We start from the raw sequence: 24,408 nt of genomic DNA, 5'->3' as shown, positions 1-24,408 counted from the left end.
GAATTCTACTTTTCCCTGACAAACCGCAAACAAGGCACATACATATGCCTGTTGCCAAGAAGCACCATTAAAAAGTCCTGCACAGGTGATTGAAGCATCGGCTCTTGTGTTTTGCCCTGACGATGGGCAAATAGGCGCTATTGGCAGGATCCGGCATGAAGCTTCTTGAGTCCTATATATTGCGGCGTGTCGCGCAGATGTTCCTGACGGCACTTCTGCCCGTGCTGGCGATCATCTGGACAACGCAGGTCCTGGCACGCATCAATCTTGTGACGGATACCGGACAGTCGGTCGGCTCCTTCGCCACGCTGGCAACGTTGATTCTGCCCACCATCATTCCCATCGTCATGCCGTTCGCGCTGGTTATTGGCATTACCCAGAGCCTGACGGCGATGAACAACGATTCCGAACTGGCCGTCATTGACGCCGCCGGTGCATCGCGTGCGGTCATTCTCCGGCCGATCCTGCTGTTTGCGCTGGCCATCAGCGTCATCACGCTTGTTATCACCAATGAAGTGCAGCCGAAGGTGAAGGTTGCCGCACGCCAGATGATCGCCAATGCCTATGCAGACCTTCTGTCAACGGTGATCGAGGAAAAAACCTTCCGCAAGGTGGAAGACGGTCTCTATGTGCAGATTTCCCAGCGGCTGGCCGGGCGTGTCCTGAAGGGGCTGTTCGTCGCCGATTACCGCGATCCGGCCTATTCGCTGATCTATTATGCCCGCGAAGGCGCGGTGGATGAGACGGGGACCGCCCTGATCATGCATGACGGCGAGGTCCAGCGCAAAGCACCGGGCGGCACGGTTTCGATCGTTCGCTTCGATTCCTATGCTTTCGACCTGTCCGACCTGACGGAAACCCGGGGCAAGGCCAAAATGCGGCCAAGCGACCGCAGCCTGGGCTTCCTGCTCAATCCGGATACAAACGACGACGATTACAAGGATCACCCGGGCGAATACCGGGCGGAGCTGCACAAGCGCATGACGGAATGGCTGCTGCCCTTTGCCTTCGCGTTGATGTCGCTGGCCATCGCCGGCGATGCGCGCTCCCACAGAGAGGCGCGGCTGCATCCCATGGTCGCGGCGTTGACCATCGCGCTGATCCTGCGCTGGCTGACCTTCTATGCCGCCAACAAGTCCGAATCGAATGCGGCTTTCATCGTTCTGATGTATGCGACACCGCTCGCCACTGCGGCGATTGCCACCCTGATGCTGATGCGCCAGAAGAAATCGCAATTGCCTGCTCCCCTGCGCCGCGTGATCGACACGACACGGCTGGCCTTCCAGCGGCGATTTACCTCCAATAGCGCCAACGGCCAGGACAATGGAGGCAGCGCATGATGCTCAACACGCTCAGCCGCTATTTTCTCAAGCGCTATGCGATCACCGTCTTCTGGTTCGTGATCGGCGTCGCGGCAATCATTTTCCTGATCGACTTCAGCGAAGTCAGCGGCCGGTTCTCCGACAATGAGCAATCCTCACTGTTCGGCGTCTTCCTGCTGACGCTGATGCGCCTGCCGCTGCTGCTACAGCAGACCGTACCCTTCATCGCGCTGTTTTCCGGAATGGTCACCCTGATCACCCTCAACAGGCGCTCCGAATTGGTGATTGCGCGTGCCGCAGGGATTTCGGTCTGGCAGTTCATGTTCCCCTTCCTGCTGGGCGCTTTCCTGCTCGGCTGCGCCACATCCCTGCTCATCAATCCGCTTGCCGCTCTCGGGCAGAAACAGGCCGCGACACTGGAAGCCGAATACAGCGACCCAGGCAAGGCCAGCAATAACAAGAACTCCGTGCCATGGATGCGCCAGATTACCGGCAAGGAAGACACTATCATCGGCGCGACCTCGGTTCTGGAAGACGGTACGTTGCTGATGCAGGCGGTGTTTATCCACTTCGATGGACAGGGTCGAATCACCTCCCGTCAGGATGCACGCACAGCGAAGTTGCAAGATGGTTACTGGTTGCTTAAGGATGTCGTCGAGACCAAGCCTGGCGAAACGCCCAGGCGCGAGTCCTCGGCACAAGTTAGCACCAATTTGAAACAGGAATTTGTACAGGAGCGTCTCGCACAGCCGGATACTGTTGCTTTTTATGAACTTTCTCAGAAAATCGCAGTTGCCAAATCCTATGGCGTCTCAACGAAGAATTTGGAAACGCAGTTTCATACGCTGCTCTCCACTCCCTTCCTTTTCGTTGCGATGACTCTGATTGCTGCAACTGTTTCTCTCAAATTCAGCCGGTTCAACCAGTCACGTTCCGTGATTCTGGGTGGAATCATTTCGGGCTTCGTGCTTTATGTGGCGACAGTGCTCGTGAAGGCGTTCGGAAGCAGTGGCGTTGTGCCTCCGTTCGTTGCGACCTGGGTTCCTGTCATCGTTGCGACAGCGCTCGGGGCGACGATCCTGCTTCATCAGGAGGATGGTTAGTGGCGGCAATTGACCGCGGAAATATAAAACGGCTTTTCACAGCCCTGCTGGCAGGTGTCGCCTTGAGTGCGACCCTCGTTCCTGTGCCTTTTTCATATGCACAGACTGCCACCAGCAATGGTTTGGTGTCACCGAAAATTCCCGCCGATGCGAAGCTCATGCTCGCAGCGAATGAAATGATATATAACAAGGACGCCCAGAAGGTGACTGCGGTCGGCGGCGTCCAGATCAATTACGCCGGTTACCAGATGGTATCCAAGCGCGTCGAATACGACCAGAAGACCGGTCGGATGATGGCCTATGGCAATATCGAACTGATAGAGCCTGATGGTAACCGCATCTATGCCGACAAGATGGACGTCACCGATGATTTCGCCAACGGCTTCGTCAATAGCCTGCGGGTGGAAACCACTGACAATACCCGTATTGCCGCCCAGAAGGGCGAGCGGGTCAATGGCGACCAGATGATCCTCTATAAGGGTGTCTACACTGCCTGTCTGCCCTGCGCAGAACAGGGACGTGCGCCTTTCTGGCAGATCAAGGCGGAACGGGTCATCCAGAATGGCAAGACCCATACTATCCGTCTTGAAAATGCTCGCTTCCAGCTTTTCGGCAAATCGATTGCGCTGATCCCGTCAATCGAGGTTCCCGACAATACCGTCAAGCGCAAGTCGGGTTTCCTGTTTCCCGAATTCAGCACGACTCAAAAACTCGGGTTCGGGGTCATTGTTCCCTATTACTGGGCCATTTCTCCACAGACAGACGCCACGATCAAACTGGGTGGCTTTACCAGCCAGGGCGTGCTGCTCGATGCAGAAGTGCGCCATCAGTTCGAGGATGGATTGGCGACCTTGCGAATCGCCGGCATCGATCAGTTGAATCCAGGCAAGTTCGACAGTGGCACCACGGATGCCGAGAAGACCTTCCGGGGAATGGTCGGCTCGACCGGCAAATTCGACATCAATCCAAACTGGAGCTTCGGCTGGGATGTGATGTTGGAGAGCGACAACAACTTCGCCCGCACCTACGATCTGGAGGGTTTCAACCAGAAAACCCACACCAATCAGGTCTATCTGACCGGCCTTGGGGATCGCAATTCCTTCGACATGCACGCCTATTACTTCGACATCCAGGATGCCGACAGTAAGGATGTCGCCGAGCGCAAACAGCCGATTGTCACCCCGACCATCGACTACAGCTATTATGCGCCGGAACCGTTCATGGGCGGGGAATTGTCGGCAACCATCAACTTCACGGCTCTGACACGCTATAACAGCGATATTCTAAACCTGAACAATGGCACGCAACGCTTCAGCGGGCTGAAGGGCAATACGACCCGTCTGACCGGTGAATTGGAATGGAAACGCACCTTCGACACACCGGAAGGCGTTTTGCTGACACCGATCCTTGCTGCGCGTGGCGATGCCTTTGGCAATAACATGGATTCGCCAGGGACAAGCTATTCCGGCAACTATAACGACGCTGCTGGCGTGACCCGTTCGATGGTAACGGCAGGGCTTGAGGTTCGCTATCCGTGGCTGATCAGCGCGCCCGGCAGCACTCACGTTATCGAGCCGATTGCTCAGATCTTCGTGCGGCCCGACGAGCAACAGGCTGGCAGGCTTCCGAATGAAGACGCACAAAGCTTCGTCTTTGACGCCAGCAACCTGTTCGAGCGCGACAAGTTCTCCGGCTATGACCGAGTCGAAGGCGGCACACGCGCCAATGTCGGCGTGCGCTACACCGGCTCGTTCGACAGTGGCTATACATTGCGCAGTATCTTCGGGCAGTCCTATCAACTGGCCGGCAAGAACTCCTTTGCCTCCTCCGACCTGGTCGCGGCAGGAAACGAATCGGGTCTGGAAACCGCAGTGTCCGATTATGTCGGCATGGTCGGGCTGGATACGCCCTACGGCATTTCCACCTCGGTCAATGCGCGGTTTGATGAAAAGACCTTCGAGGTCAAACGGACAGATTCGGCCATTGGTTATCACAATGACCGGCTGCAAACGAATTTCATCTACACCCAGATCGCGGCACAGCCCAATTACTTCTATGATTACGACCGCGAAGAGATACAGAACGCCAGCTCGGTCAAGATTGGCGATTTCTGGTCGGTCTTCGGTTCGGTTACCTGGGATGTGAAGAAGGACAACGTCAACCGCTATGGCATCGGCGTGTCCTATGCCGACGATTGCACGATCTTCTCCATCGTCTACAAGAACAAGGACGACGACGAATCCGCCAATGACTGGTCCATCGGCGCCCGACTGACATTCCGCACACTGGGCGATGTCAAAGTCGGCGATACCGACGTCACCGGGTTCAATTGATCTGTCTCGCCTTTCGAAGCCCGCTGTTTTCCCCTGGAGAGCAGCGGGCTGACACTCCTATTCATCCAAAATATCAATAGCATCGTGCGGAAACTGGAATCGGCTTGATGCTATGGTTTTATTTTCGTATCGGATTTTTCGAAATCCGGTTTCCGCTTTTCGGTCTGAAGCCGTAGAACAGATGACTTTTCATAAGAAACGATGTTGCACCGTTGGTTGAAGCGCCGTTTCTTATGGAAAAGCCATTGTTTCGCCGCAGGGTTTGTGCAATCGATCCTGTAATAAAGCATTTTCAGCAAAAGTGCGGTGCGGCTTTGTGGTGAAAATGCCTGGAAGTAAAAACGGAGCATTCTACGATTCACTTGGAAGCGGGAATTCTCCAATATGCTGTGACTGCTGCATAATTCTTTGAATCAATGCCGATTTAAGAAATTATGCAGCAGAGTTTACCGGGCGAAAACATGCGTGTTTTTAACGGTAGGCCCTGAACACGATCATTCAGAGGGTGCCGCGCGCCATTCGATCGCTGCGACACGGGAAAAGGACAGGTGATGACCTTGAACAATAAAACTTTGCGCGCCGCTGTTGTTGCAACGGTGGCTTTGGTTTGCGTGACAGGCTTTGCGCCAGCGGCGATCACTCCAGCCCTGGCCGATACGGGCGTGGCTGTGGTCGTCAATAAAACCGCGATTACCAATACCGATTTGGCGCGGCGGATCGCCTTCCTGAAACTGCGCCACGAGACCGGTGACGTCGCTAAGAAGGCCCGTCAGGAATTGATCGACGAGCAGCTGAAACGCCAGGAAATCGCCCGGGTTGGAATGTCCGTCAGCACCACGGATGTCGATCAGGCTTTTGGGCGGTTCGCCGCTTCCAACAAGCTATCGACGCAGCAGATGGGCCAGATCCTTGACAAGGCCGGCGTCGGCGTCGAGCACTTCAAAGCCTATATTGCGGTGCAGATGAGCTGGCCACGACTGGTGAATGCCCGCTATGCGTCGCGCTCGAAGATGAGTACCCAAGACATGGTCACCCGCCTGCTTGAAAACAAGCAGAAGCCGGTAACGACGGAATACACCCTGAAACAGGTTATTTTCGTTGTTCCCGTCGCCAAACGCGCCACCTTGACCGCCAAGCGCAAGGCAGAGGCCGACGCGTCCCGCGCTAAATTCCCCGGCTGCGACCAGGCCATGGATTTTGCCAAGAACTATCTCGACGTATCGATCCGCGACCTTGGCCGGGTGATGAAGCCTGAACTGCCTGACGACTGGAAGCCTTTGATCGAAGGCGCCAGCGGCAACACCACGGGTACGCGCGTTACGGAACGCGGGGTTGAATATCTGGCGATCTGCGAACAGAAACAGGTCTCCGACGATCTGGCCGCCGAAGCGGTTTTCAAGGCCGAAGACATCGGCAAGGAAGACAAGTCCAAGGGCGACCCGAACTCCGAAAAATACCTGACCGAACTGCGCTCCAAGGCCCAGATCATCAATCGTTGAGCATCATCATGTCGGATACCAGCCAGCGTCTTCCCCTCGCCTTGACTCAAGGCGATCCAGCGGGGATCGGCCCGGATATCGCCTTGGTGGCATGGACGAAGCGCAAGGCGCTCGACCTGCCGCCATTCCTGTTTCTGGGCGATCCTGCGGTGCTGAAAAACCGTGCGAGACTGCTGGGGCTGGACATTCCCTTCAAGGAAACCGGGGCAGAGGATGCGGTTGCGGTTTTCGAAACCGCGTTTCCGGTTCTGCCGATCCCTGTTGGTATCGATGTCGTGGCTGGCGAGCCGCATGTTGCAACAGCACGCTCAACCATCGCCGCCATCGAAATGGCGGTCGATCTTTGCCTGAAAGGCCAGGCTGGCGCGGTCGTGACCAATCCCGTCGCCAAATCCGTGCTCTATGAAGGCGGATTTGGGTTTCCCGGTCATACCGAGTTTCTGGCCGCTCTTGCCGAAAAGGCCACGGGCCGCCCGGTCATGCCTGTCATGATGCTGGCCGGAGCGCAATTGCGGGCAATTCCCGTCACAATCCACGTGCCGCTGAACGCAGTGGCGCCAGCGCTGAGCCAAGACCTGATCATTCGCACCTGCCGGATCACCCATGCCGACCTGCGCGATAAATTCGGAATTGCCGAACCTCGGCTCGCCGTTGCGGGGCTCAATCCGCATGCTGGCGAAGGCGGCGCGATGGGCCGTGAAGACGACGAGATCATTGCCCCGGCGCTCAAAATCCTCCGCGCGGAAGGAATCGACGCCTTCGGGCCGCTGCCTGCCGACACCATGTTTCATGAGGAAGCGCGCAGCCGCTACGATGTCGCCGTCTGCATGTATCACGATCAGGCGCTGATACCGGTCAAGACTCTGGATTTCGACGGTTCAGTCAACGTCACGCTCGGCCTGCCCTTCGTGCGCACCTCGCCTGACCACGGCACCGCATTCGGCCTCGCCGGTCAGGGCATTGCCCGTGAAAACAGCCTGGTCGCAGCGCTCCGTCTGGCGGTCGATATCAGCCGCAAGGCCGCCCTCACCCACGCATTGACCGTCTGATGGCCGCTCTGGACGGATTGCCGCCGCTGCGCGACGTTATTCAGCGCCACGGGCTGGATGCGAAAAAAGCGCTCGGTCAGAATTTTCTTCTGGACCTCAACATCACCCAGAAAGTCGCCCGCACCGCTGGTGACCTGACGAATGCGACGGTGTTTGAGGTCGGCCCAGGCCCAGGCGGCCTGACGCGGGCCTTACTGGCGCTGGGCGCCAAGAAGGTCATCGCCGTAGAGCGCGACAGCCGCTGCCTGCCGGCGCTGGCCGAGATTTCCGATCATTATCCGGGCCGCCTCGAGGTGATCGAGGGCGATGCCCTGAAGACTGACTTTGAGGCCATGGTCCCGGACGGTCCGGTGAAAATCGTCGCAAACCTGCCCTATAATGTTGGCACGCAATTGCTGATCAACTGGCTGATGCCACGCCAATGGCCGCCCTTCTGGGATTCGTTGACGCTGATGTTCCAGAAGGAAGTCGGCCAGCGAATCGTGGCAGAAGCTGACGACGACCATTATGGCCGTCTCGGTGTACTCTGCGGCTGGCGGGCTGAGGCCCATATGGCGTTCGACCTCTCGCCACAGGCCTTTACACCACCGCCGAAAGTAACGTCCACAGTGGTGCATCTGACGCCGCGCCCTGCCCCGATCCCCTGCGAGATCGCCAAGCTAGAAAAATTGACCCAGGCCGCCTTTGGCCAGCGACGCAAGATGCTGCGTGCCAGCCTGAAGCCGCTCGGCGGTGAAGCGCTTCTGAACCGCGCCGAGATCGACCCGTCGCGTCGGGCCGAAACCCTGTCGGTTGAGGAATTCTGCCGGATTGCCAATCTGCTGTAGCCATTACTCAATCAAGCAAGCGCGCCGATCACACCTTCGGGACACGCAGGGTAAACAGAGCAACCCGGCCATGACGGCGGACGTCCACATCTTGAAAATGCGCACTGAGCGACTCCGCAAGGCCCTCCTGCGTGTCGTGGCGATTGCCGAAAACACCCTTGGCATTGTAGACCGACATTAGTCTTCGTCCGTACTGGTTGTGCCCCGCGCTATCGCCGAGGATTGTCGCTCCGTAGATTACCCCGCCGGGTTCAAGATAGGGCGACAGATGGGCGATGGCCGCTGACTTTTCAGCCATGCTGCCCGGCAGACAGTGATAGAGATAAAACAGCGAAATTGACGAAAAACGGCAATCCGACGGCAGCGGCTGCGGTCGCATCACGTCACCGACATAGGTGCGGCAGGGTCGGCCCAAAGACCTGCCCAAGCGCGCCTCCGCCGCCTTCAAACTGTTCTGGTTGAGGTCGAGCAGGCTGACCTTCTGATGCGGGCTGATACCTGCCTGCGCAAGGTAATAGCCCGTGCCAACTCCGACATCGAGGTGATTGTCGCTGAGATGGGCCTTGAAGAACGGGAGTAGCACCGTACGAGTCGGGCAGGTCCAGGCGAAGCGGTTGGAAAAACCGAGCACAACAAGATCGTAAAGCTTCAAGGTCAGCGGCGAATAGATCGCCGCCCCCAAACTGCTATCGAGACCATTCTCCGCCATTGGCATCTCTCTCCTCATGCCACCAGGAACAGGCTATTTGGTTCGGACCCTCCAGTCCTGACCCTATGTTAAAGCTTTGGCTCTTCCGTAATCAGCTTATTGACGAAATCGAACAGGCCCGGGCGGCGGTCGCGGCGCAGGCGCTCGGCCTTGACGATTGACTGCACAGCATCGAAGGCCGAATTCAGGTCGTCATTGACGATGACATAGTCATATTCACGCCAATGCTCGATCTCGGAGCGGGAATTGGCGAGCCGGGTCTGGATCACCTCTTCGGAATCCTCGGCGCGGCGGTGCAAGCGCGATTGCAGTTCGGTCATGGTTGGCGGCAGGATGAAGACCGAGACCACATCGGCGGCCATTTTCTCCTGCAATTGCTGGGCGCCCTGCCAGTCGATGTCGAACAGCATGTCGCGTCCCTCCGACATCGCCACCTCGACCGGCTCGCGTGGTGTACCATAGAAATTGCCATGCACTTCCGCCCATTCCAGCAGCGCATCCGAGGCCTTGAGCCGCTCGAATTCACGCTGCGAAATGAAGTGGTAATGCACGCCCTCGATTTCACTCGGACGGCGTTGGCGCGTGGTGACGCTGACCGACATGCCGATCTGCTTGTCGATATCCATCAGCGTGCGCGAAATGGTCGATTTACCCGCCCCCGAGGGTGAGGAAATCACCAGCATCAGGCCGCGCCTGGGAATGGTGGTGTTTTTGGACGCTGCGATGGACATGTTTCACTCCAGATTTTGGACCTGCTCACGGAACTGGTCGATGACGACCTTCAATTCGATCCCAGCCGCGGTAACCGCGGCGGAATTGGATTTCGAGCAGATGGTATTCGATTCGCGATTAAATTCCTGCGCCAGAAAATCGAGCTTGCGCCCGACCGGCCCGCCCGCGCGCAGCAGGGTCCGAGCCGCAGCCACATGCGCCTTCAGCCGGTCGATCTCCTCGCGCAGATCGGCCTTGGTGGCCATCAAGGCCGCCTCGGCATAGAGCCTGTCCTTGTCCAGAACAGGCGCGGACGCCAGCAACGCGCTAATCTGCGTGGCAAGCCGCCGTGCGATCTCGTCCGGGCTGCGGGATGGATCCGCTTCGATCACCAAGGCCAGTCGCTCGATTTCATCGATATGTCCGAGCAGGACAGCCTGCAAGGCATGGCCTTCGTGCGAGCGCATCTCCGCGAGCGCGGTGACGGCGGTTTCCAGTTCGCCCAGCAGCATTTGCCGCCTTGCGGCCAGCTGGGTGCCGTCCTCCTGCGCCTCGCGCAGATCGACAAGGCCACGGATAGACAGAAGCGTATCGAGCGACAATGGTTCGGCTGAGACGATGCCAGGACCCAATTGAGCGCGCAGCTCTAGCACGGCATTGAGGGCATCGCGGTTGACCACCGCTTCCATCCGGTTGTCGCTGGCTGTCAGGCTCAGGCCAACCTGTAGATTGCCACGAGATAGCTGCAAGGCAATCGCCGCCTTGACCTCGGTTTCCATGTCTTCCAGGCCCAGCGGCAGGCGAAGCCGCACATCCAGCCCCTTGCCATTGACCGAACGCAGCTCCCAGGCAAAACGATAGCGGCCGATCTGACCTTCATTGCGGGCGAACCCGGTCATCGATTGCAATGTCATCGTGTGTCTTCCATCGCCGCACTGTTTGACCGATCATCCGGCCAGCCGCGTCATGTTATTTTTTCTTCACCGGTTTCGGAGTCTGGTCAGGGTCCGCCTCCGGCTGGCCATCGACGGCCTGGCCAGGATCTGCACCTCGGTCCGCCTCCAGCTTGCGCCAGCGCCTGACATTGGCATTATGCTCATCGAGGGTCGATGCAAAGACGTGACCACCAGTGCCATCCGCGACGAAATACAGGTCGGAGGTACGCCAGGGATTGGCAACCGCCTCCAGCGCCGCACGGCCCGGATTGGCGATCGGTCCCGGTGGCAGGCCCTTGATAACATAGGTATTATAGGGTGTCTGCTTCTGCAGGTCCGACTGGTAGATCGGTCGGTCAGCAGGTTTGCCGTCACCGCCGAACAACCCGTAGACGATGGTCGGGTCCGATTGCAGCCGCATGCCCTTTTGCAGCCGGTTGAGGAACACCGAGGCCACATGGGCGCGCTCATCATCCTTGCCGGTTTCCTTCTCGACAATGGAGGCCAGAACCACGAATTGCTCCTTGGTCTTCAAGGACAGGTCGGGGGAACGATTGGCCCAGATCTGATCGACAAGACGTTTCTGTCCGTCGAGCATCTGGTCGACGACTTCCTGCCGCTTGGTGCCCCGGGTAAATTTATAGGTATCCGGGCGCAAGCTTCCCTCTGGCGGCAACGCCTTGGGCAGATCGCCTTCCAGCGTCTCATCCTTGGCCAGCCGGTCGAACATCTGTTTGACCGTCAGACCCTCCGGCAGCGTCACCGAATAGAGAATGGATTTGCCCGACCGCAGCAGCTCGAGAATATCCTTCATCGAGGCGCCAGCCTTGATCTCGTATTCGCCAGCCTTCAACGTATCGCCATCATGCAGATAGGTCGATGTCATGTAACGGAAAATCCGCGCATCGGAAATCATACCATTGCGCTCAAGGCTGGTGGCGATTTCGGACACGCCTGCGCCGTTGCGAACCAGAAAATTGGCGTTGGTGGAGAGCGGACCCGGGTCCTGAAACGCAGAAACCACGTAATAAAAGGCAGCAACTGCGGCAATGCAGGCAAAGACCAGCAAGGTCATCACGAAATTCAGGAACACCACCACCTGGCTTCGGGCGCGCCGGGAACGACGCGGCGGTTGCGGCACCCGCTCCGGCCTCAGGGCTTCCGAGGGCGATTTGGGGATGAAAGGCCCTTTCGCCGCCTGGTTTTGATTTTGGGGCTGCTGTTCGCCACCATTGCTGGAACGGTTGGCTTCCTGGTCGACGCGATCGCTCACCGGCACTCCTCTTCTGTTCGGTCATGGTGCTTTTGGGCAAGCATTACGGCAAAAGCGGGTTCCGGACACGTGTCTTCCGGCGTTGTAGCGACGGCAGGGGTTGAAACCAGACCTTCAAGCCCATCCTCTGCCCTTACCACGAGACAGCATCGGCCCGGCAGAGTTTCATACTCTACCCCTGCCCTTCAGAAAAGGCAGGGGATCTACTTTCCCACTGGCAAGGATCAGGAAGATGGCCGGGATTGAGAGCATGACCAAGGCTTGAAGCACAAAAGCGCAAATCGCTTCCCTGATTTCGGGAAAACCAATTTGCGCTTTTCCCTTCAAAACTCTAGCTTTCGAAGCGGCGCAGCACCAGCGATGCATTGGTGCCACCGAACCCGAAAGAATTCGACAGAGCCACACGCACATCGCGCTTGCGGGCCTGATGCGGCACCAGGTCGATGGCGCTGTCCACATCCGGCGTATCGAGGTTCAGCGTCGGTGGAACGATACCATCCCGAATGGCAAGCGCCGAGAAGATGGCTTCAACCGCACCGGCTGCCCCCAGAAGATGCCCGATGGCCGATTTGGTCGAGGACATCGAAATCTTTGAGGCGGAAGCACCGACCAGCCGCTCGACAGCACCAAGCTCAATCGTATCGGCCATGGTCGATGTGCCATGGGCATTGATATAGTCGATATCGGCAGCCGTCATGCCAGCGCGCTTCAATGCCATGGTCATGCAGCGGAATGCGCCGTCGCCATCTTCCGCGGGTGCCGTGATGTGGAATGCATCGCCGGACAGGCCGTAGCCGACCACTTCCGCATAGATCTTGGCACCACGCGCCTTGGCGTGTTCCAACTCCTCAAGCACCACGATCCCGGCGCCCTCACCCATCACAAAACCATCGCGGTCTCTGTCATAGGGGCGCGAGGCCTTTTGCGGATCATCGTTATGCTGGGTGGACAGAGCCTTGCAGGCGGCAAAACCGGCCAACGAAATCCGGCTGATCGGCGATTCGGCACCACCGGCCACCATCACGTCGGCATCGCCGAAAGCGATGAACCGGCTGGCATCGCCGATAGCATGGGCGCCCGTCGAACAGGCGGTGACCACAGAGTGGTTGGGACCGCGCAGCTTATGGCGGATTGAAACATGACCGGAGGCCAGGTTGATCAACCGACCAGGAATGAAGAAGGGGGAAATGCGGCGCGGACCTTTGTCGCGCAGCGTATAGCCGGCTTCGACAATGCCTTCGATGCCACCGATGCCAGAACCGATCAGCACGCCGGTGGCGATCTGGTCCTCATCGGTCTGGGGTTTCCAGTCGGCATCGGCCAGTGCCATTTCCGCAGCGGCCATCGCATAAACTATAAAAGGATCGACCTTGCGCTGTTCCTTCGGCTCCATCCAGTCATCGGCATTGAAGGTGCCGTCTGTACCGTCGCCAAAGGGAAGTCGGCAAGCGATCTTGGCCGGAAGATCCTCGACCTCGAATTCGGTTACTTTGCGGGCAGCGTTCTGGCCGGCAAGAAGCCGCGTCCAGGTGACGTCCGTACCGCAGCCAAGAGGAGATACCATGCCGGTACCGGTGATAACGACACGTCTCATTCGCCCGTTCACCCCACTCAAACAATCAAATTCTAAAGCATGCCCCTCAATCCGCCTCGATTGAAGGTGAAAACATGCAACGGATCAAAGATTCACAGCCCGCTAACCCGTCATCCAGGATGAGGTTCGGCTGTTAAATCTGAAAACAACGTCAAAAAAACAGGACCGTACTTGCATGTCTTTTGCTTGCAGGTCCTGTGAAGGGGGCGGACAGGAGCCCGCCCCTCTCAGGAAGATCAAGGATCAAGCCTGAGCCTTTTCGATGAACTTGACAGCATCGCCAACCGTGAGGATGGAGTCAGCTGCATCGTCGGGGATCTCGACGCCGAATTCTTCTTCGAACGCCATGACCAGTTCGACCGTGTCGAGCGAGTCTGCACCGAGATCGTCGATGAAGCTTGCGCCTTCAACGACCTTGTCGGCTTCAACGCCCAGATGGTCAATAACAATTTTCTTTACGCGTTCTGCGATATCGCTCATGTCGGTTTCCTCGACCTCTAATATAAAAGGGAATGCCGTGATGACGTTCCCACCCTGTTTTGCGCCCGCGGGTCCGAAGACGTCGCCGGCATTTGCGTTGAACCCGCTCTGCACACGTTCGTTCCGTGCTCACGGTCAGGCGCAAGACCTTCCATTTCGTGGCCATTTTCTGGCCATTTCCGGGACGACTGCTCACAGTCCCCGCCCGATTAACATGGTTTAAGTCTGCCGGAAAGCCCGAAAATCGATGCCCTCTGGTTGTTCCCAGGCCAATTAAGCGGGTTTTGGCTTGTCTTCAGATCATTGCCATGCCGCCATTCACATGCAGTGTCTGGCCGGTGACATAGCTCGCTTCCGAAGAGGCCAGATAGAGAACGGCAGACGCAATCTCGGCTCCCGTTCCCATACGTTTCATGGGGATTGCCCCCATAATGGTGTCTTTCTGCTTATCGTTCAGCTTGCCGGTCATGGCGCTTTCGATAAAGCCAGGCGCAATACAGTTGACCGTGACGTTGCGCGCGGCAATTTCCTGGGCCAGCGACTTGGAAAAGCCGATCATGCCGGCCTTGGAGGCGCAGTAATTGGCCTGGCCGGGATTGCCGGTCACACCAACAATCGAAGTGATGTTGATGATCCGGCCATAGCGGCGGCGCATCATCGGATGGGTCAGCTCGCGCGTCAGGCGGAATGTCGAGGTCAGGTTGACCTCCAGCACGCTGTCCCAATCGGCATCCGACATGCGTACGAACAGGCCATCCTTGGTGATGCCAGCATTGTTGACGAGAATGTCGACGCCTTCCAGTTCGGCTTCGGCCTTTTCGCCAAGCGCCTTCACTTCATCGCGGTCGGCGAGATTGGCGGGAAAAATCTTCACACGCTCGCCCAGATCGGCGGCCAGCGCCTCCAGCTTTTCGACGCGGGTGCCATGCAGACCGACGATTGCGCCTTGCGCATGCAGCATGCGGGCGATTTCCTCGCCAATGCCGCCGGTTGCGCCGGTTACCAGGGCCTTGCGGCCGGTCAAATCGAACATGTTCAATCCTCGTTGCTTGAGACCCGGTTTCGCCCTGCGAACGCCAGCCTCATGTTAGAAAATTCTGCATTGTGCATTCATAGGCTAACGGCCCCGCCAGGCCGCAAACCAGATGGCTTAAGACATCAACGCGGTCAGGGCCGCTTCGATATCAGCTGGTGAACCGACCGCCGTGCCGGTGATATTCTTGTCGATGCGCCGCACCAGGCCGCTCAGCACCTTGCCAGCGCCAATCTCATAGAGAACCGAGACGGCATTGTGGCTGAACCACTCCACCGTTTCACGCCAGCGCACCTGACCTGTCACCTGCTCCACCAACAGGCGGCGGATCTCGTTCGGGTCGCTGACCGGAACCGCAACGACATTGGCGATCAACGGCACGACAGGCGCCTTCATCTCGACCGACGCCAAAGCCTGGGCCATGGCATCGGCTGCCGGACCCATCAGCGTCGAATGGAATGGTGCCGAGACCGGCAGCATGATGGCGCGCTTGGCGCCTTTTTCCGTTGCAAGCGCCGCTGCCTTTTCTACGGCAACCTTCGCGCCGGAAATCACCAGCTGCCCACCGCCATTGTCATTGGCGATCTGTACCGGACCTTCGGCACTAGCCTCCTTGCAGACCTTTTCGACATCGCCATGCTCCAGACCGATAATTGCCGCCATGGCGCCAGCGCCAACCGGGACTGCGGCCTGCATGGCATTGCCGCGAATGCGCAACAGGCGAGCGGTATCGGCAAGGCTGAACGTACCGGCGGCACAGAGCGCCGAATATTCACCGAGCGAGTGGCCCGCGACATAGGACACTTTGCGCGCCAACGAGAAGCCACGCGCTTCCATAACCCGCAGCACCGCGATGGACACAGCCATCAGCGCCGGCTGGGCATTGGCCGTCAGGGTAAGATCCTCAGCGGACCCATTCCACATCACGTCCGACAGTTTCTGGCCGAGTGCATCGTCCACTTCGTCAAAAACCGTGCGGGCTTCCGGAAAAGCCTCAGCCAGATCCTTGCCCATTCCGACGACCTGGCTGCCCTGGCCCGGAAATGTAAATGCGACACCCATGCGGTACTCCCTGCTATTTTCCTCTCCAATTGACAAACTATCCCCGAGAGTCAAGCCTTGGAGGCCGTATCGACGCCTCAACCCCGGTGAAGTCACAGGCTTTGGAGGTGTATTGGCGGGTCTTGCGGATCGGAAAATTCCCTCTACATTCCGCCTCGATCCATCCCTGCTCGCAAAGAGCGTTTTCAAAACCGAGACCATAGACCATGAAATATAACAGGCTTGGCCGCACGGATATTTCCGTCTCCTCAATCTGCCTCGGCACCATGACCTGGGGAAGCCAGAACACGAAGGAAGACGCCTTCGCACAAATGGACTATGCCCTTGATAAGGGTGTGAATTTCTTTGACACCGCCGAGCTTTATCCCACCACGCCACTCTCTGCTGAAACCTATACGGACACCGAGAAACTGATCGGCCTGTGGTTTGAAAAAACCGGCAAACGCAAGGATGTGGTGCTGGCGACCAAGGTTGCAGGCGCCGGGCGGCCCTATATCCGAGGTGGTGCTCCGATCAATGCCGACACGATCCGCGAGGCGGTCGATGCCAGCCTGATGCGTCTGAAAACCGATTATATCGACCTCTATCAAATTCATTGGCCCAATCGCGGTCATTATCATTTCCGTGGTGTCTGGGGTTACGATCCGTCCAATCAGAACCGCGCCCAGGTGCTGGCCGAAATCACCGAAAAGCTCGAAGCGTTGCAGGATTGCGTTACCGCCGGAAAGATCCGCGCCATCGGCCTGTCAAACGAAACTACCTGGGGAACGCAGAAATTTCTGGATATCGCCGAGCAGAAATGCCTGCCACGCGTCGCCAGTGTGCAGAACGAATATAACCTTCTCTACCGTCCGCACGATCTCGACATGGCGGAACTGTCCCACCACGAGCAGGTCGGCCTTCTCTCCTATTCACCGCTGGCTGGCGGCATCTTGAGCGGCAAATATCTTGACGGCGCAAAGCCCGCCGGATCACGCGGCTCAATCAACGGCGATATCGGCGGCCGATTAACGCCAAACCAGGAACCCGCGACCCGCGCCTATATAGAGCTAGCGAAACAGAATGGCCTCGACCCGTCGCAAATGGCGCTGGCCTTCTGCCTGACCCGCCCGTTCATGGCCTCGGTCATTATCGGCGCGACCAGCATGGACCAGCTGAAAACCAATATCGGTGCTGCCAACGTCACCCTGTCCGACGAAGTGATGAAGGGCATTGCCGCGATTTATCGGCAATATCCCATGCCAATTTGAGTCAACAACCAGAGAAAACACTCAGGGGCTGGATATTTCCGGCCCCTTTGACGTTAACGACTTGCTCACCGCGTTTTGAAGCAAGGCTGGCTTTACACTCCCTTATATATAAGTGTGCTCTTATCTTGTGGCTCGTACCGGGCACGGAGAGCGCACATGAGCAGCATCAACAGTTTCTATCGCGACCCAAATGCCGTGGCCTATGCAAGCCAGCTGTTTTCCGGCAGCAGTCCAGCCAAGCCCACACCAACGGCAAACACCGGCCATAGCCCATCTGATCGTGGCACAGTCTCCGACAGCGCCGGGCAACGGGCATTGGCCCGCATCATCGAAATTCTCAGCCTTGGCGATGGCGGCAGCGCCGACCAAGCCGATGTCAGTGAAAGCCTTGGCTATATCACCAGCGTCACCGGGACGGAAAGTAATGACAGCCTGACCTTTACCGGTCGTGGTATCTATCAGGTTGAGACCGGCAATGGCGACGATAGCCTGGTGGCCAAAAGCGCTGCCATGGCGGGAATTGCACTGGGCGACGGCAAGGACAGCCTGAAGGCCAGCGCCGTCCTGCTCTCGGAGATCGACGGCGGAGCTGGCGATGACGATATCCAGTTGACGGGATCGCTGATCATGGCGGTAACGGGCGGCGACGGTAACGACAGTATCAAAGCCTCCGGCGACACGCTGGCCAATATCGACGGCGGTGCTGGCGATGATACGATGTATCTCGAAGGCAGTCGCATCTTCGCCTCTGGCGGCACCGGCAATGATACGGTGACCATCCACCAAAAACCCGGCAGCAATAGCGTTGCCGAATATGCCTTTGCCGCTGGCGATGGTCAGGACACCATGACCACGGATGGGCCACTCTCCCTTCAACTGAGCGGATTTCAGCAGAGCGATATCACCGTCACCACCGGCACCAATAGCCTGATCCTGACCTTTGCAGGGTCGTCCGACAAGATGACCGTGACCTTTGAAGGCGCGGCGGCTAAAGGCTCCACTCCGCGCTTTGCCTTTGCCAATCACGATGGCCGCCTGACCCTCCAGATCCAATCGGCCTGATCGCTTTTCCAAGATCGCACCACCTTCCTTGGCTTGCCAGCAACTTTGTCTGGCAGAGCATGGAACCTGCTGGCATCCTGATCGTTTTCCCGAATAAATTTTAACGACACTTTATACTCCCCTCGGTGGAAATCTGATCAATCATGGAGGTTGCCATGTGCCGCTATTGCCAAATCATTCCCGAAAAAGTGCTGATCGCCCTATCCCATGACCAGGATTTTCCTGCTGCCGTCCGCGAGCGGTTACAGGAAACCATGAATCACGACCATCAACTGCGTCAGTTTCGAGATAGCGCCCGCCAGCTGACCATCGCCAAGCGGCCTTTTCGGGCGTTTTCCGTGACCGTATCCCAGGCACCGGATATCCCTGTTTATACCTGCAATAACGGCATGACCCTTCCCGGCGTACAGATCGTCAATCCCGGTTCATCAAAGGATGCCCAGGTGAAAACCACATTCGACACCACGACCGGGGTCGAGGAATTCTACAGCAGCGTCTTCAAGCGCAATTCCATTGATGGCAATGGCATGACCATACTGTCGTCGGTCCATTACGGTAAGGACTATAACAACGCCTTCTGGAACGGCTCGCAAATGGCCTATGGCGATGGCGACGGTGAGATTTTCACACCCTTTTGCGAGAGCGCCGATGTGGTCGGCCATGAACTGACCCATGGCATCACCCAATATACCCTGGGTCTCGACTATGAAAACCAGCCGGGCGGGCTCAATGAAAGCCTCTCGGATGTGTTCGGCAGCATGTTCAAGCAATGGACGAAAGACCAGAGTGCCGATGAGGCCGACTGGCTGATCGGCAATGACATTCTCGGCCCGACAGCCCGGCAGAAATATACGTGCCTGCGCGACATGGCCAATCCTGAAGCATCCCATTGCATGGCCGACCAGATCAGCCATTTCAGCGATTATCGCGATGGCATGGACCCACACGAGAGCAGCGGCATCGCCAACCGCGCCTTTTATCTGGCAGCCACCCGCATCGGCGGCAAAAGCTGGGACAAGGCCGGACAGGTATGGTATGATGCACTGACAAAGAATGGTAGCAACCCGGATATGACCATGGCGGAATTTGCCGAGGCGACCAGGACCGGAGCTGCCAGGCTTTTTCCAGGAGATGGATCGCTCGCTGAAGCGCTCGACACCGCCTGGAGCGATGTGGGTTTGCAAAGTGCTTCGGTCTGATGCCTTTGCCAGGATCACGGCGGCATCGATCAGGGCCGTAAAGGTCAAGAACAGATGGATGAACTCATTCTTGAAAAAATGGGCGGCTTTGCCGGCTTCGGCGGCGCAAAATCGGCATTGCGTAGCGATGGGGTCTGCGCCGTTGAAAAACTGAGCGCCGCCGAAAAACAGCTGATCGAAGAGTTTTTCCAGCAATCGTTGCCTCAAACAGCAGCGGTGGCGGATGGTTTCCGCTACCGGATCGTCTGGCCGTCGCGGTTCGGAGACCGATCCGTGGACGTGCCTGAAAGCCTGGTGCCGGATGAAATCAAGGCCTCCGTCAAGGATCGGCTGCGATAGAGTCTCTCCCATCATAACGCCTGGGCGCACAACCACTAGGTTTCCCCAGCTTTTTGCTTGCTTTCCAGCTGAAACCAGCTATAAGCCCGCTGTTCGCAACACCCGGTCTTTTGGCTGGTGGCTGAACGGAGGGCCGGCAGACTTGTTTTGCCGTCAGAAACGAAAAGCGTTTCGGCCTCCCGTGTCTCCGCTCTCGACCGTCTCGTACAACGCTTTTCTTGCCCCGGGCCTTGCCCGATCAGGAGCAGTCGTTGAGGCTTAGCGCCAATCCGGGTGATGATCACAGCAAGAAAGGCAAAGCTATCATGGCTCTTTATGAACATGTATTCCTTGCCCGGCAGGATATGTCCGCACAGCAGGTTGATGCCCTCGTAGAACAGTACAAGGGTGTTATCGAAGCAAATGGCGGCAAAGTCGGGCGCGTAGAAAACTGGGGCCTGAAGTCCCTGACCTACCGCATCAACAAGAACCGCAAGGCTCACTACGCTCTCATGGACATCGATGCTCCGGCTGCTGCCGTGCACGAAGTCGAGCGTCAGATGCGCATCAACGAAGACGTTCTTCGTTACATGACCATCGCCGTTGAAGCCCACGAAGAAGGCCCGTCTGCCATGATGCAGAAGCGCGACCGCGACGACCGTCCGCGCCGCGATGGCGACCGTCCGGATCGTGGCGACCGCGGTGATCGTGGTGATCGTGGTCCCCGCGAAGGTGGCCGTGAAAGCTTTGGTGATCGTCCGCGCCGTCCGCGCGAAGATCGCGCATAAGGAGATTTGACTATGGCTGAAGTTTCCTCTTCCACGGTTCGTCGTCCGTTCCATCGCCGTCGCAAGACCTGCCCCTTCTCCGGCGCCAACGCTCCGAAGATCGACTACAAGGACGTGCGTCTGTTGCAGCGTTACATTTCCGAGCGCGGCAAGATCGTTCCCTCGCGGATCACGGCTGTTTCGCAGAAGAAGCAGCGCGAGCTGGCCAAGGCCATCAAGCGCGCCCGCTTCCTCGGCCTGCTGCCTTACGTTGTTGCTTAATAAGCTGACGTGACTTTGCGGCTCCCGTTTTCGGGGGCCGTCTCCCTTCCGCGATGGGCGTGGATCGGAACGGATAAATCCCATGTTGAGGTGCAGGCCGCTTGACGGTATCGCCCTCTAACTGCCAGGCGCAGGACAGCGACGTGAAACAATTGGACGGAAAATTGCTGCTGACCGGCTTTCTCGCCGGCGTGACCGCCATCTTTCTGGTGCTGGCGGCCAATGCACAGCCGTCTTTTTCATCGGTCTTCTATGCGGCATCTGCCTTGCCTGTGATGATTGTCGGTCTGCGCTGGGGCAATGTCCCCGCCATCGTCGCCATCGTCACCGCAGCCTTTGCTGGCGCGCTGGCGGTTTCGCCGCTGTTTGCCTGCGCCATGGCGGTGTTTACCCTGCTGCCAGCCGGCTGGATCAGCCATCTCGCCAATCTCGCCCGCCCGGCGTCTGAAATCGGCGGCCCGGACAAGCTGCTCGCATGGTATCCCTTGTCGGATATCCTCATGCATCTCTGCGGATTGGTCTGTATCGGCGTGATCTTTCTTGGCGTGATGATCGGTTATGATGCTGAACTGGTTGGCAACATGATCGATGCGCTGATGCAGACGCTGACCGATCGCGATCCAACCGTTGCCGCCACCATGGGCAGCACCGCCGGAATCAAATCCACCATGCTGCTGACCCTGCCGATCGTGCAGGGTGGCATGTGGGTCATCATGCTGTTTGCCGCCTATTATCTGGCAAGCCGGATCGTGGCGGCATCGGGAAACGCGCTGCGTCCGCGCGAGGATATTCCCTCGGCGCTGCGCATGAACCGCAATGCGCCGTTCATCTTCCTCGCTGGCATTGTCGCCTGCTTTATTGGCGGCGTTCCGGCGCTGATCGGCGCAACTGTCTGCGGCACGTTTGGGGCAGGCTTCCTGCTCGGCGGCTTCGCATCGCTGCATCAACGCACCCGTGGCAAGGAATGGCGCATCCCGGCGCTGATCCTGACCTATATGGTGTCTCTTCTGGCCTTTCCGGCCTTCTTCATCGTCATTCTCGGCCTTATCGACACACGGCGGACCGTTGCGCTCACTCCACCGAGGGTAGACGGCAAGTCCGGCACGGACAGCAAGTCCGATGACGATAACAAACCCGAAACATGAGCTTACAAACTTGAATTGCCCAACTTGAATTGAAAGGAACATAGCATGCAAGTCATTCTTCTCGAGCGCATCGCCAAGCTTGGCCAGATGGGCGAAGTGGTCAAGGTTCGCGACGGCTTTGCCCGTAACTACCTTCTGCCAACCGGCAAGGCACTGCGCGCCAACGCCGCCAACAAGGCCCGTTTCGACGCCGAGCGCGCCACCCTCGAAGCCCGCAACCTGGAGCGCAAGTCCGAAGCCCAGACCGTTGCTGACGTTCTGAACGGCAAGTCGTTCATCGTCGTCCGTTCGGCTGGCGAAACCGGCCAGCTCTACGGTTCGGTTGCGGCTCGCGACATCATCGAAGCTCTGGCTGCCGAAGGCTTCACCGTTTCGCGCAACCAGGTCGAGCTGAACAACCCGATCAAGACCATCGGCCTGCACAACGTTACCATGCACCTGCATGCCGAAGTTGAAATCAGCATCGAAATCAACGTTGCCCGTTCCGCTGAAGAAGCCGAGCGCCAGGCCAAGGGCGAAAGCCTCACCTCCGCTGACGCCATCTACGGCGTGGACGAAGACGCGCTGCGTCCGGAAGACTTCTTCGATCCGGATGCCGACCGCGATGGCGACGACGAATAAGATATTCGTCATCATCGATTGAAGAGACGCCCGGATTTTCCGGGCGTTTTTTTGTGCATATCGGTCTAAAATGACGTTTAAAGAACTGAGTCGCGCCATGCCACAGTCAATGGAAAAAGCAGGTTCAGCTTGTTTTTTTCTGCCCTGGCGCATCAGGCCTGTGAACTACTGTGTTTATCGCAATGCGCCCTTTAACCGCCCCGCAGGATCGATAGGAATGCAGCTTCCAGCGAGAGAGAACGGATAAAGCCCATGAACGATGTTGCGCGCAGGTTAAACCCTGCCCAGCCGGCAGAGCCCCATTACCGGGAAGCCCCGAACAATATCGAGGCCGAACAGGCTTTGCTTGGCGCCATTCTGGTCAATAACGATGCCTATTATCGTGTCTCGGATTTTCTCAAACCCCCGCATTTTCATGAGGGCCTGCATCGGAAGATCTACGAGGTAGCCTCCGACATTATCCGCATGGGCAAGACCGCCAATCCGGTGACGATCAAGACCTTCCTGCCCTCAGACCAGAAGATCGGCGATTTCACTATTGCCCAATATCTGGCGCGGCTGGCGTCGGAAGCCGTGTCGATCATCAATGCCGAGGACTATGGCCGGGCGATCTACGATCTGGCCCTGCGCCGCGCGCTGATCACCATCGGCGAAGACATGGTGAATATCGCCTTCGACGCACCGCTCGACATGCCGCCGCAGGCGCAGATCGAAGATACCGAGCGGCGTCTGTTCGATCTCGCCGAAAATGGTCGCTATGACGGCGGCTTCCAGTCCTTCAACGATGCGGTGGCCCAGGCCGTCGATATGGCAGGCGCCGCGTTTGAGCGCGATGGTCATTTGTCCGGTATTTCCACCGGCATCCATTCACTCGACAGCAAGATGGGCGGTTTGCAGCGCTCCGACTTGATCGTGCTGGCCGGACGTCCCGGCATGGGTAAGACCTCGCTTGCCACCAACATCGCCTGGAACATCGCCGCCTCTTACGAGCCGGAAGTGCAGCCGGACGGGTCGTTCAAAGCCAAAAACGGCGGCGTGGTCGGCTTCTATTCGCTCGAAATGTCGTCCGAACAGCTCGCCACCCGTATCATGTCCGAGCAGACCGAAGTGTCCTCCTCGAAAATCCGCCGTGGCGATATTACCGAGCAGGATTTCGAAAAGCTGGTCGGCTTTTCCCAGACCATGCAGAAAGTGCCGCTGTTCATCGACCAGACCGGTGGTATTTCCATCGCCCAGCTTTCCGCCCGTGCCCGCCGCCTGAAGCGCCAGCGTGGCCTCGATTGTCTTGTCGTGGACTATATTCAGCTGATGACCGGCTCGGGCAAGTCAGGCGAAAACCGCGTCCAGGAAATCACCCAGATCACAACTGGCTTGAAAGCGCTCGGTAAGGAACTGAACGTGCCAATCGTCGCGCTGTCGCAGCTGTCGCGTCAGGTGGAAAGCCGCGATGACAAGCGCCCGCAGCTCTCCGACCTTCGTGAATCAGGCTCGATCGAGCAGGACGCCGACGTGGTGATGTTCGTGTTCCGTGAGGAATACTATGTGCAGAACCTCGAACCCCGCGACCAGGGCGACCCCAAATATCCCGAATGGGAAGCCCAGATGGAAAAAGTACGCGGCACGGCGGACGTGATCATCGCCAAGCAGCGCCACGGACCGACCGGCACCGTCAAACTGGCCTTCCAGGCGCAGTTTACCCGCTTTGCCGATCTCGCTGATCCGAGCTTCACGCCTTACGAGGAAACCTGACCATGCTTTGCGCGGATCATGCTTAAACTTTGCGCAAATGCACACCGTCAATCCAGACAGAAACAAGAGCCGCCTTTTCCAGGCG

The 24,408-nt window shown here is 57.9% G+C and carries 23 protein-coding genes; 15 read left to right on the top strand and 8 right to left on the bottom strand.

Going from position 1 to position 24,408, the window contains the following annotated elements:
• Positions 1-155 precede the first annotated feature (155 nt).
• From lptF to rsmA, 6 genes are all read left to right on the top strand, one after another.
• Positions 156-1,340, top strand: coding sequence for an LPS export ABC transporter permease LptF (lptF, locus tag ASB66_RS10910; protein WP_060715848.1), 1,185 nt, complete (start codon positions 156-158; stop codon positions 1,338-1,340).
• Positions 1,337-2,425: an LPS export ABC transporter permease LptG gene (gene lptG, locus ASB66_RS10905; RefSeq protein WP_060715849.1), complete on the top strand. Its 1,089-nt coding sequence runs from the start codon at positions 1,337-1,339 to the stop codon at positions 2,423-2,425. Before lptF ends, lptG begins: the two co-directional genes overlap by 4 nt.
• Complete coding sequence (locus ASB66_RS10900; protein WP_060715850.1) at positions 2,425-4,758, top strand: LPS-assembly protein LptD; 2,334 nt, start codon at positions 2,425-2,427, stop codon at positions 4,756-4,758. The genes lptG and ASB66_RS10900 overlap by 1 nt, the downstream gene beginning before the upstream one ends.
• Before the next feature lie 551 nt (positions 4,759-5,309).
• Positions 5,310-6,257, top strand: a complete 948-nt coding sequence (locus ASB66_RS10890) for a SurA N-terminal domain-containing protein (protein WP_060715852.1) — start codon at positions 5,310-5,312, stop codon at positions 6,255-6,257.
• An 8-nt stretch (positions 6,258-6,265) separates the two neighbouring features.
• On the top strand, positions 6,266-7,306 hold the full coding sequence (gene pdxA, locus ASB66_RS10885; RefSeq protein ID WP_060715853.1) for a 4-hydroxythreonine-4-phosphate dehydrogenase PdxA: 1,041 nt from the start codon (positions 6,266-6,268) through the stop codon (positions 7,304-7,306).
• Positions 7,306-8,133: a 16S rRNA (adenine(1518)-N(6)/adenine(1519)-N(6))-dimethyltransferase RsmA gene (gene rsmA, locus ASB66_RS10880; protein ID WP_060715854.1), complete on the top strand. Its 828-nt coding sequence runs from the start codon at positions 7,306-7,308 to the stop codon at positions 8,131-8,133. Before pdxA ends, rsmA begins: the two co-directional genes overlap by 1 nt.
• A 28-nt stretch (positions 8,134-8,161) precedes the next feature.
• Here rsmA and ASB66_RS10875 read toward each other — a convergent pair whose 3' ends face one another.
• From ASB66_RS10875 to fabD, 8 genes are all read right to left on the bottom strand, one after another.
• Positions 8,162-8,842 (bottom strand): class I SAM-dependent methyltransferase, encoded by a 681-nt coding sequence (locus ASB66_RS10875; protein WP_060715855.1) that lies wholly within the window; start codon positions 8,840-8,842, stop codon positions 8,162-8,164.
• A 68-nt stretch (positions 8,843-8,910) separates the two neighbouring features.
• Positions 8,911-9,573: a guanylate kinase gene (gmk, locus tag ASB66_RS10870; protein ID WP_060715856.1), complete on the bottom strand. Its 663-nt coding sequence runs from the start codon at positions 9,571-9,573 to the stop codon at positions 8,911-8,913.
• 3 nt (positions 9,574-9,576) lie between these two features.
• A complete protein-coding gene (locus ASB66_RS10865) occupies positions 9,577-10,467 on the bottom strand; it encodes a YicC/YloC family endoribonuclease (protein WP_060715857.1) in 891 nt (296 codons plus the stop codon).
• A gap of 55 nt (positions 10,468-10,522) precedes the next feature.
• A complete protein-coding gene (gene mltG, locus ASB66_RS10860; RefSeq protein WP_411910048.1) occupies positions 10,523-11,767 on the bottom strand; it encodes an endolytic transglycosylase MltG in 1,245 nt (414 codons plus the stop codon).
• Between the two features lie 325 nt (positions 11,768-12,092).
• Positions 12,093-13,355 carry a beta-ketoacyl-ACP synthase II gene (gene fabF, locus ASB66_RS10855; RefSeq protein ID WP_060715858.1) on the bottom strand — a complete coding sequence of 421 codons (1,263 nt, stop codon included), beginning with the start codon at positions 13,353-13,355 and terminating at the stop codon, positions 12,093-12,095.
• A 243-nt stretch (positions 13,356-13,598) separates the two neighbouring features.
• Positions 13,599-13,835, bottom strand: coding sequence for an acyl carrier protein (locus ASB66_RS10850; protein WP_015915517.1), 237 nt, complete (start codon positions 13,833-13,835; stop codon positions 13,599-13,601).
• Positions 13,836-14,130: 295 nt separating this feature from the next.
• Entirely contained in the window at positions 14,131-14,868 is a 738-nt protein-coding gene (gene fabG, locus ASB66_RS10845; protein WP_015915516.1) for a 3-oxoacyl-[acyl-carrier-protein] reductase, read from the bottom strand.
• 117 nt (positions 14,869-14,985) lie between these two features.
• A complete protein-coding gene (gene fabD, locus ASB66_RS10840; protein ID WP_060715859.1) occupies positions 14,986-15,930 on the bottom strand; it encodes an ACP S-malonyltransferase in 945 nt (314 codons plus the stop codon).
• 206 nt (positions 15,931-16,136) lie between these two features.
• On the opposite strand from fabD, the gene ASB66_RS10835 reads away from it, so the two are divergent.
• From ASB66_RS10835 to ASB66_RS10790, 9 genes are all read left to right on the top strand, one after another.
• Entirely contained in the window at positions 16,137-17,180 is a 1,044-nt protein-coding gene (locus ASB66_RS10835) for an aldo/keto reductase (RefSeq protein WP_060715860.1), read from the top strand.
• Between the two features lie 156 nt (positions 17,181-17,336).
• Complete coding sequence (locus ASB66_RS10830) at positions 17,337-18,242, top strand: hypothetical protein (protein WP_060715861.1); 906 nt, start codon at positions 17,337-17,339, stop codon at positions 18,240-18,242.
• 155 nt (positions 18,243-18,397) lie between these two features.
• Positions 18,398-19,441: a M4 family metallopeptidase gene (locus tag ASB66_RS10825; RefSeq protein WP_060716030.1), complete on the top strand. Its 1,044-nt coding sequence runs from the start codon at positions 18,398-18,400 to the stop codon at positions 19,439-19,441.
• A gap of 54 nt (positions 19,442-19,495) precedes the next feature.
• Complete coding sequence (locus ASB66_RS10820; protein WP_060715862.1) at positions 19,496-19,780, top strand: protealysin inhibitor emfourin; 285 nt, start codon at positions 19,496-19,498, stop codon at positions 19,778-19,780.
• A 305-nt stretch (positions 19,781-20,085) separates the two neighbouring features.
• Positions 20,086-20,547, top strand: coding sequence for a 30S ribosomal protein S6 (rpsF, locus tag ASB66_RS10810; RefSeq protein WP_015915511.1), 462 nt, complete (start codon positions 20,086-20,088; stop codon positions 20,545-20,547).
• Positions 20,548-20,559: 12 nt separating this feature from the next.
• Positions 20,560-20,808, top strand: coding sequence for a 30S ribosomal protein S18 (rpsR, locus tag ASB66_RS10805; protein WP_015915510.1), 249 nt, complete (start codon positions 20,560-20,562; stop codon positions 20,806-20,808).
• Positions 20,809-20,951: 143 nt separating this feature from the next.
• Positions 20,952-21,953, top strand: a complete 1,002-nt coding sequence (locus ASB66_RS10800) for a DUF2232 domain-containing protein (protein ID WP_114386534.1) — start codon at positions 20,952-20,954, stop codon at positions 21,951-21,953.
• 45 nt (positions 21,954-21,998) lie between these two features.
• Positions 21,999-22,574, top strand: coding sequence for a 50S ribosomal protein L9 (gene rplI / locus ASB66_RS10795; protein WP_060715864.1), 576 nt, complete (start codon positions 21,999-22,001; stop codon positions 22,572-22,574).
• A 252-nt stretch (positions 22,575-22,826) separates the two neighbouring features.
• Positions 22,827-24,323, top strand: coding sequence for a replicative DNA helicase (locus tag ASB66_RS10790; RefSeq protein ID WP_060715865.1), 1,497 nt, complete (start codon positions 22,827-22,829; stop codon positions 24,321-24,323).
• The last annotated feature ends 85 nt before the right edge of the window (positions 24,324-24,408 follow it).

It is taken from the genome of Gillisella vitis, from assembly GCF_001541345.2.
Taxonomy (GTDB): Bacteria; Pseudomonadota; Alphaproteobacteria; order Rhizobiales; family Rhizobiaceae; genus Allorhizobium; species Allorhizobium vitis.
The sequence above is the reverse complement of the archived record's forward strand: the minus strand, read 5'-3'. Positions and strand labels throughout refer to the sequence as shown.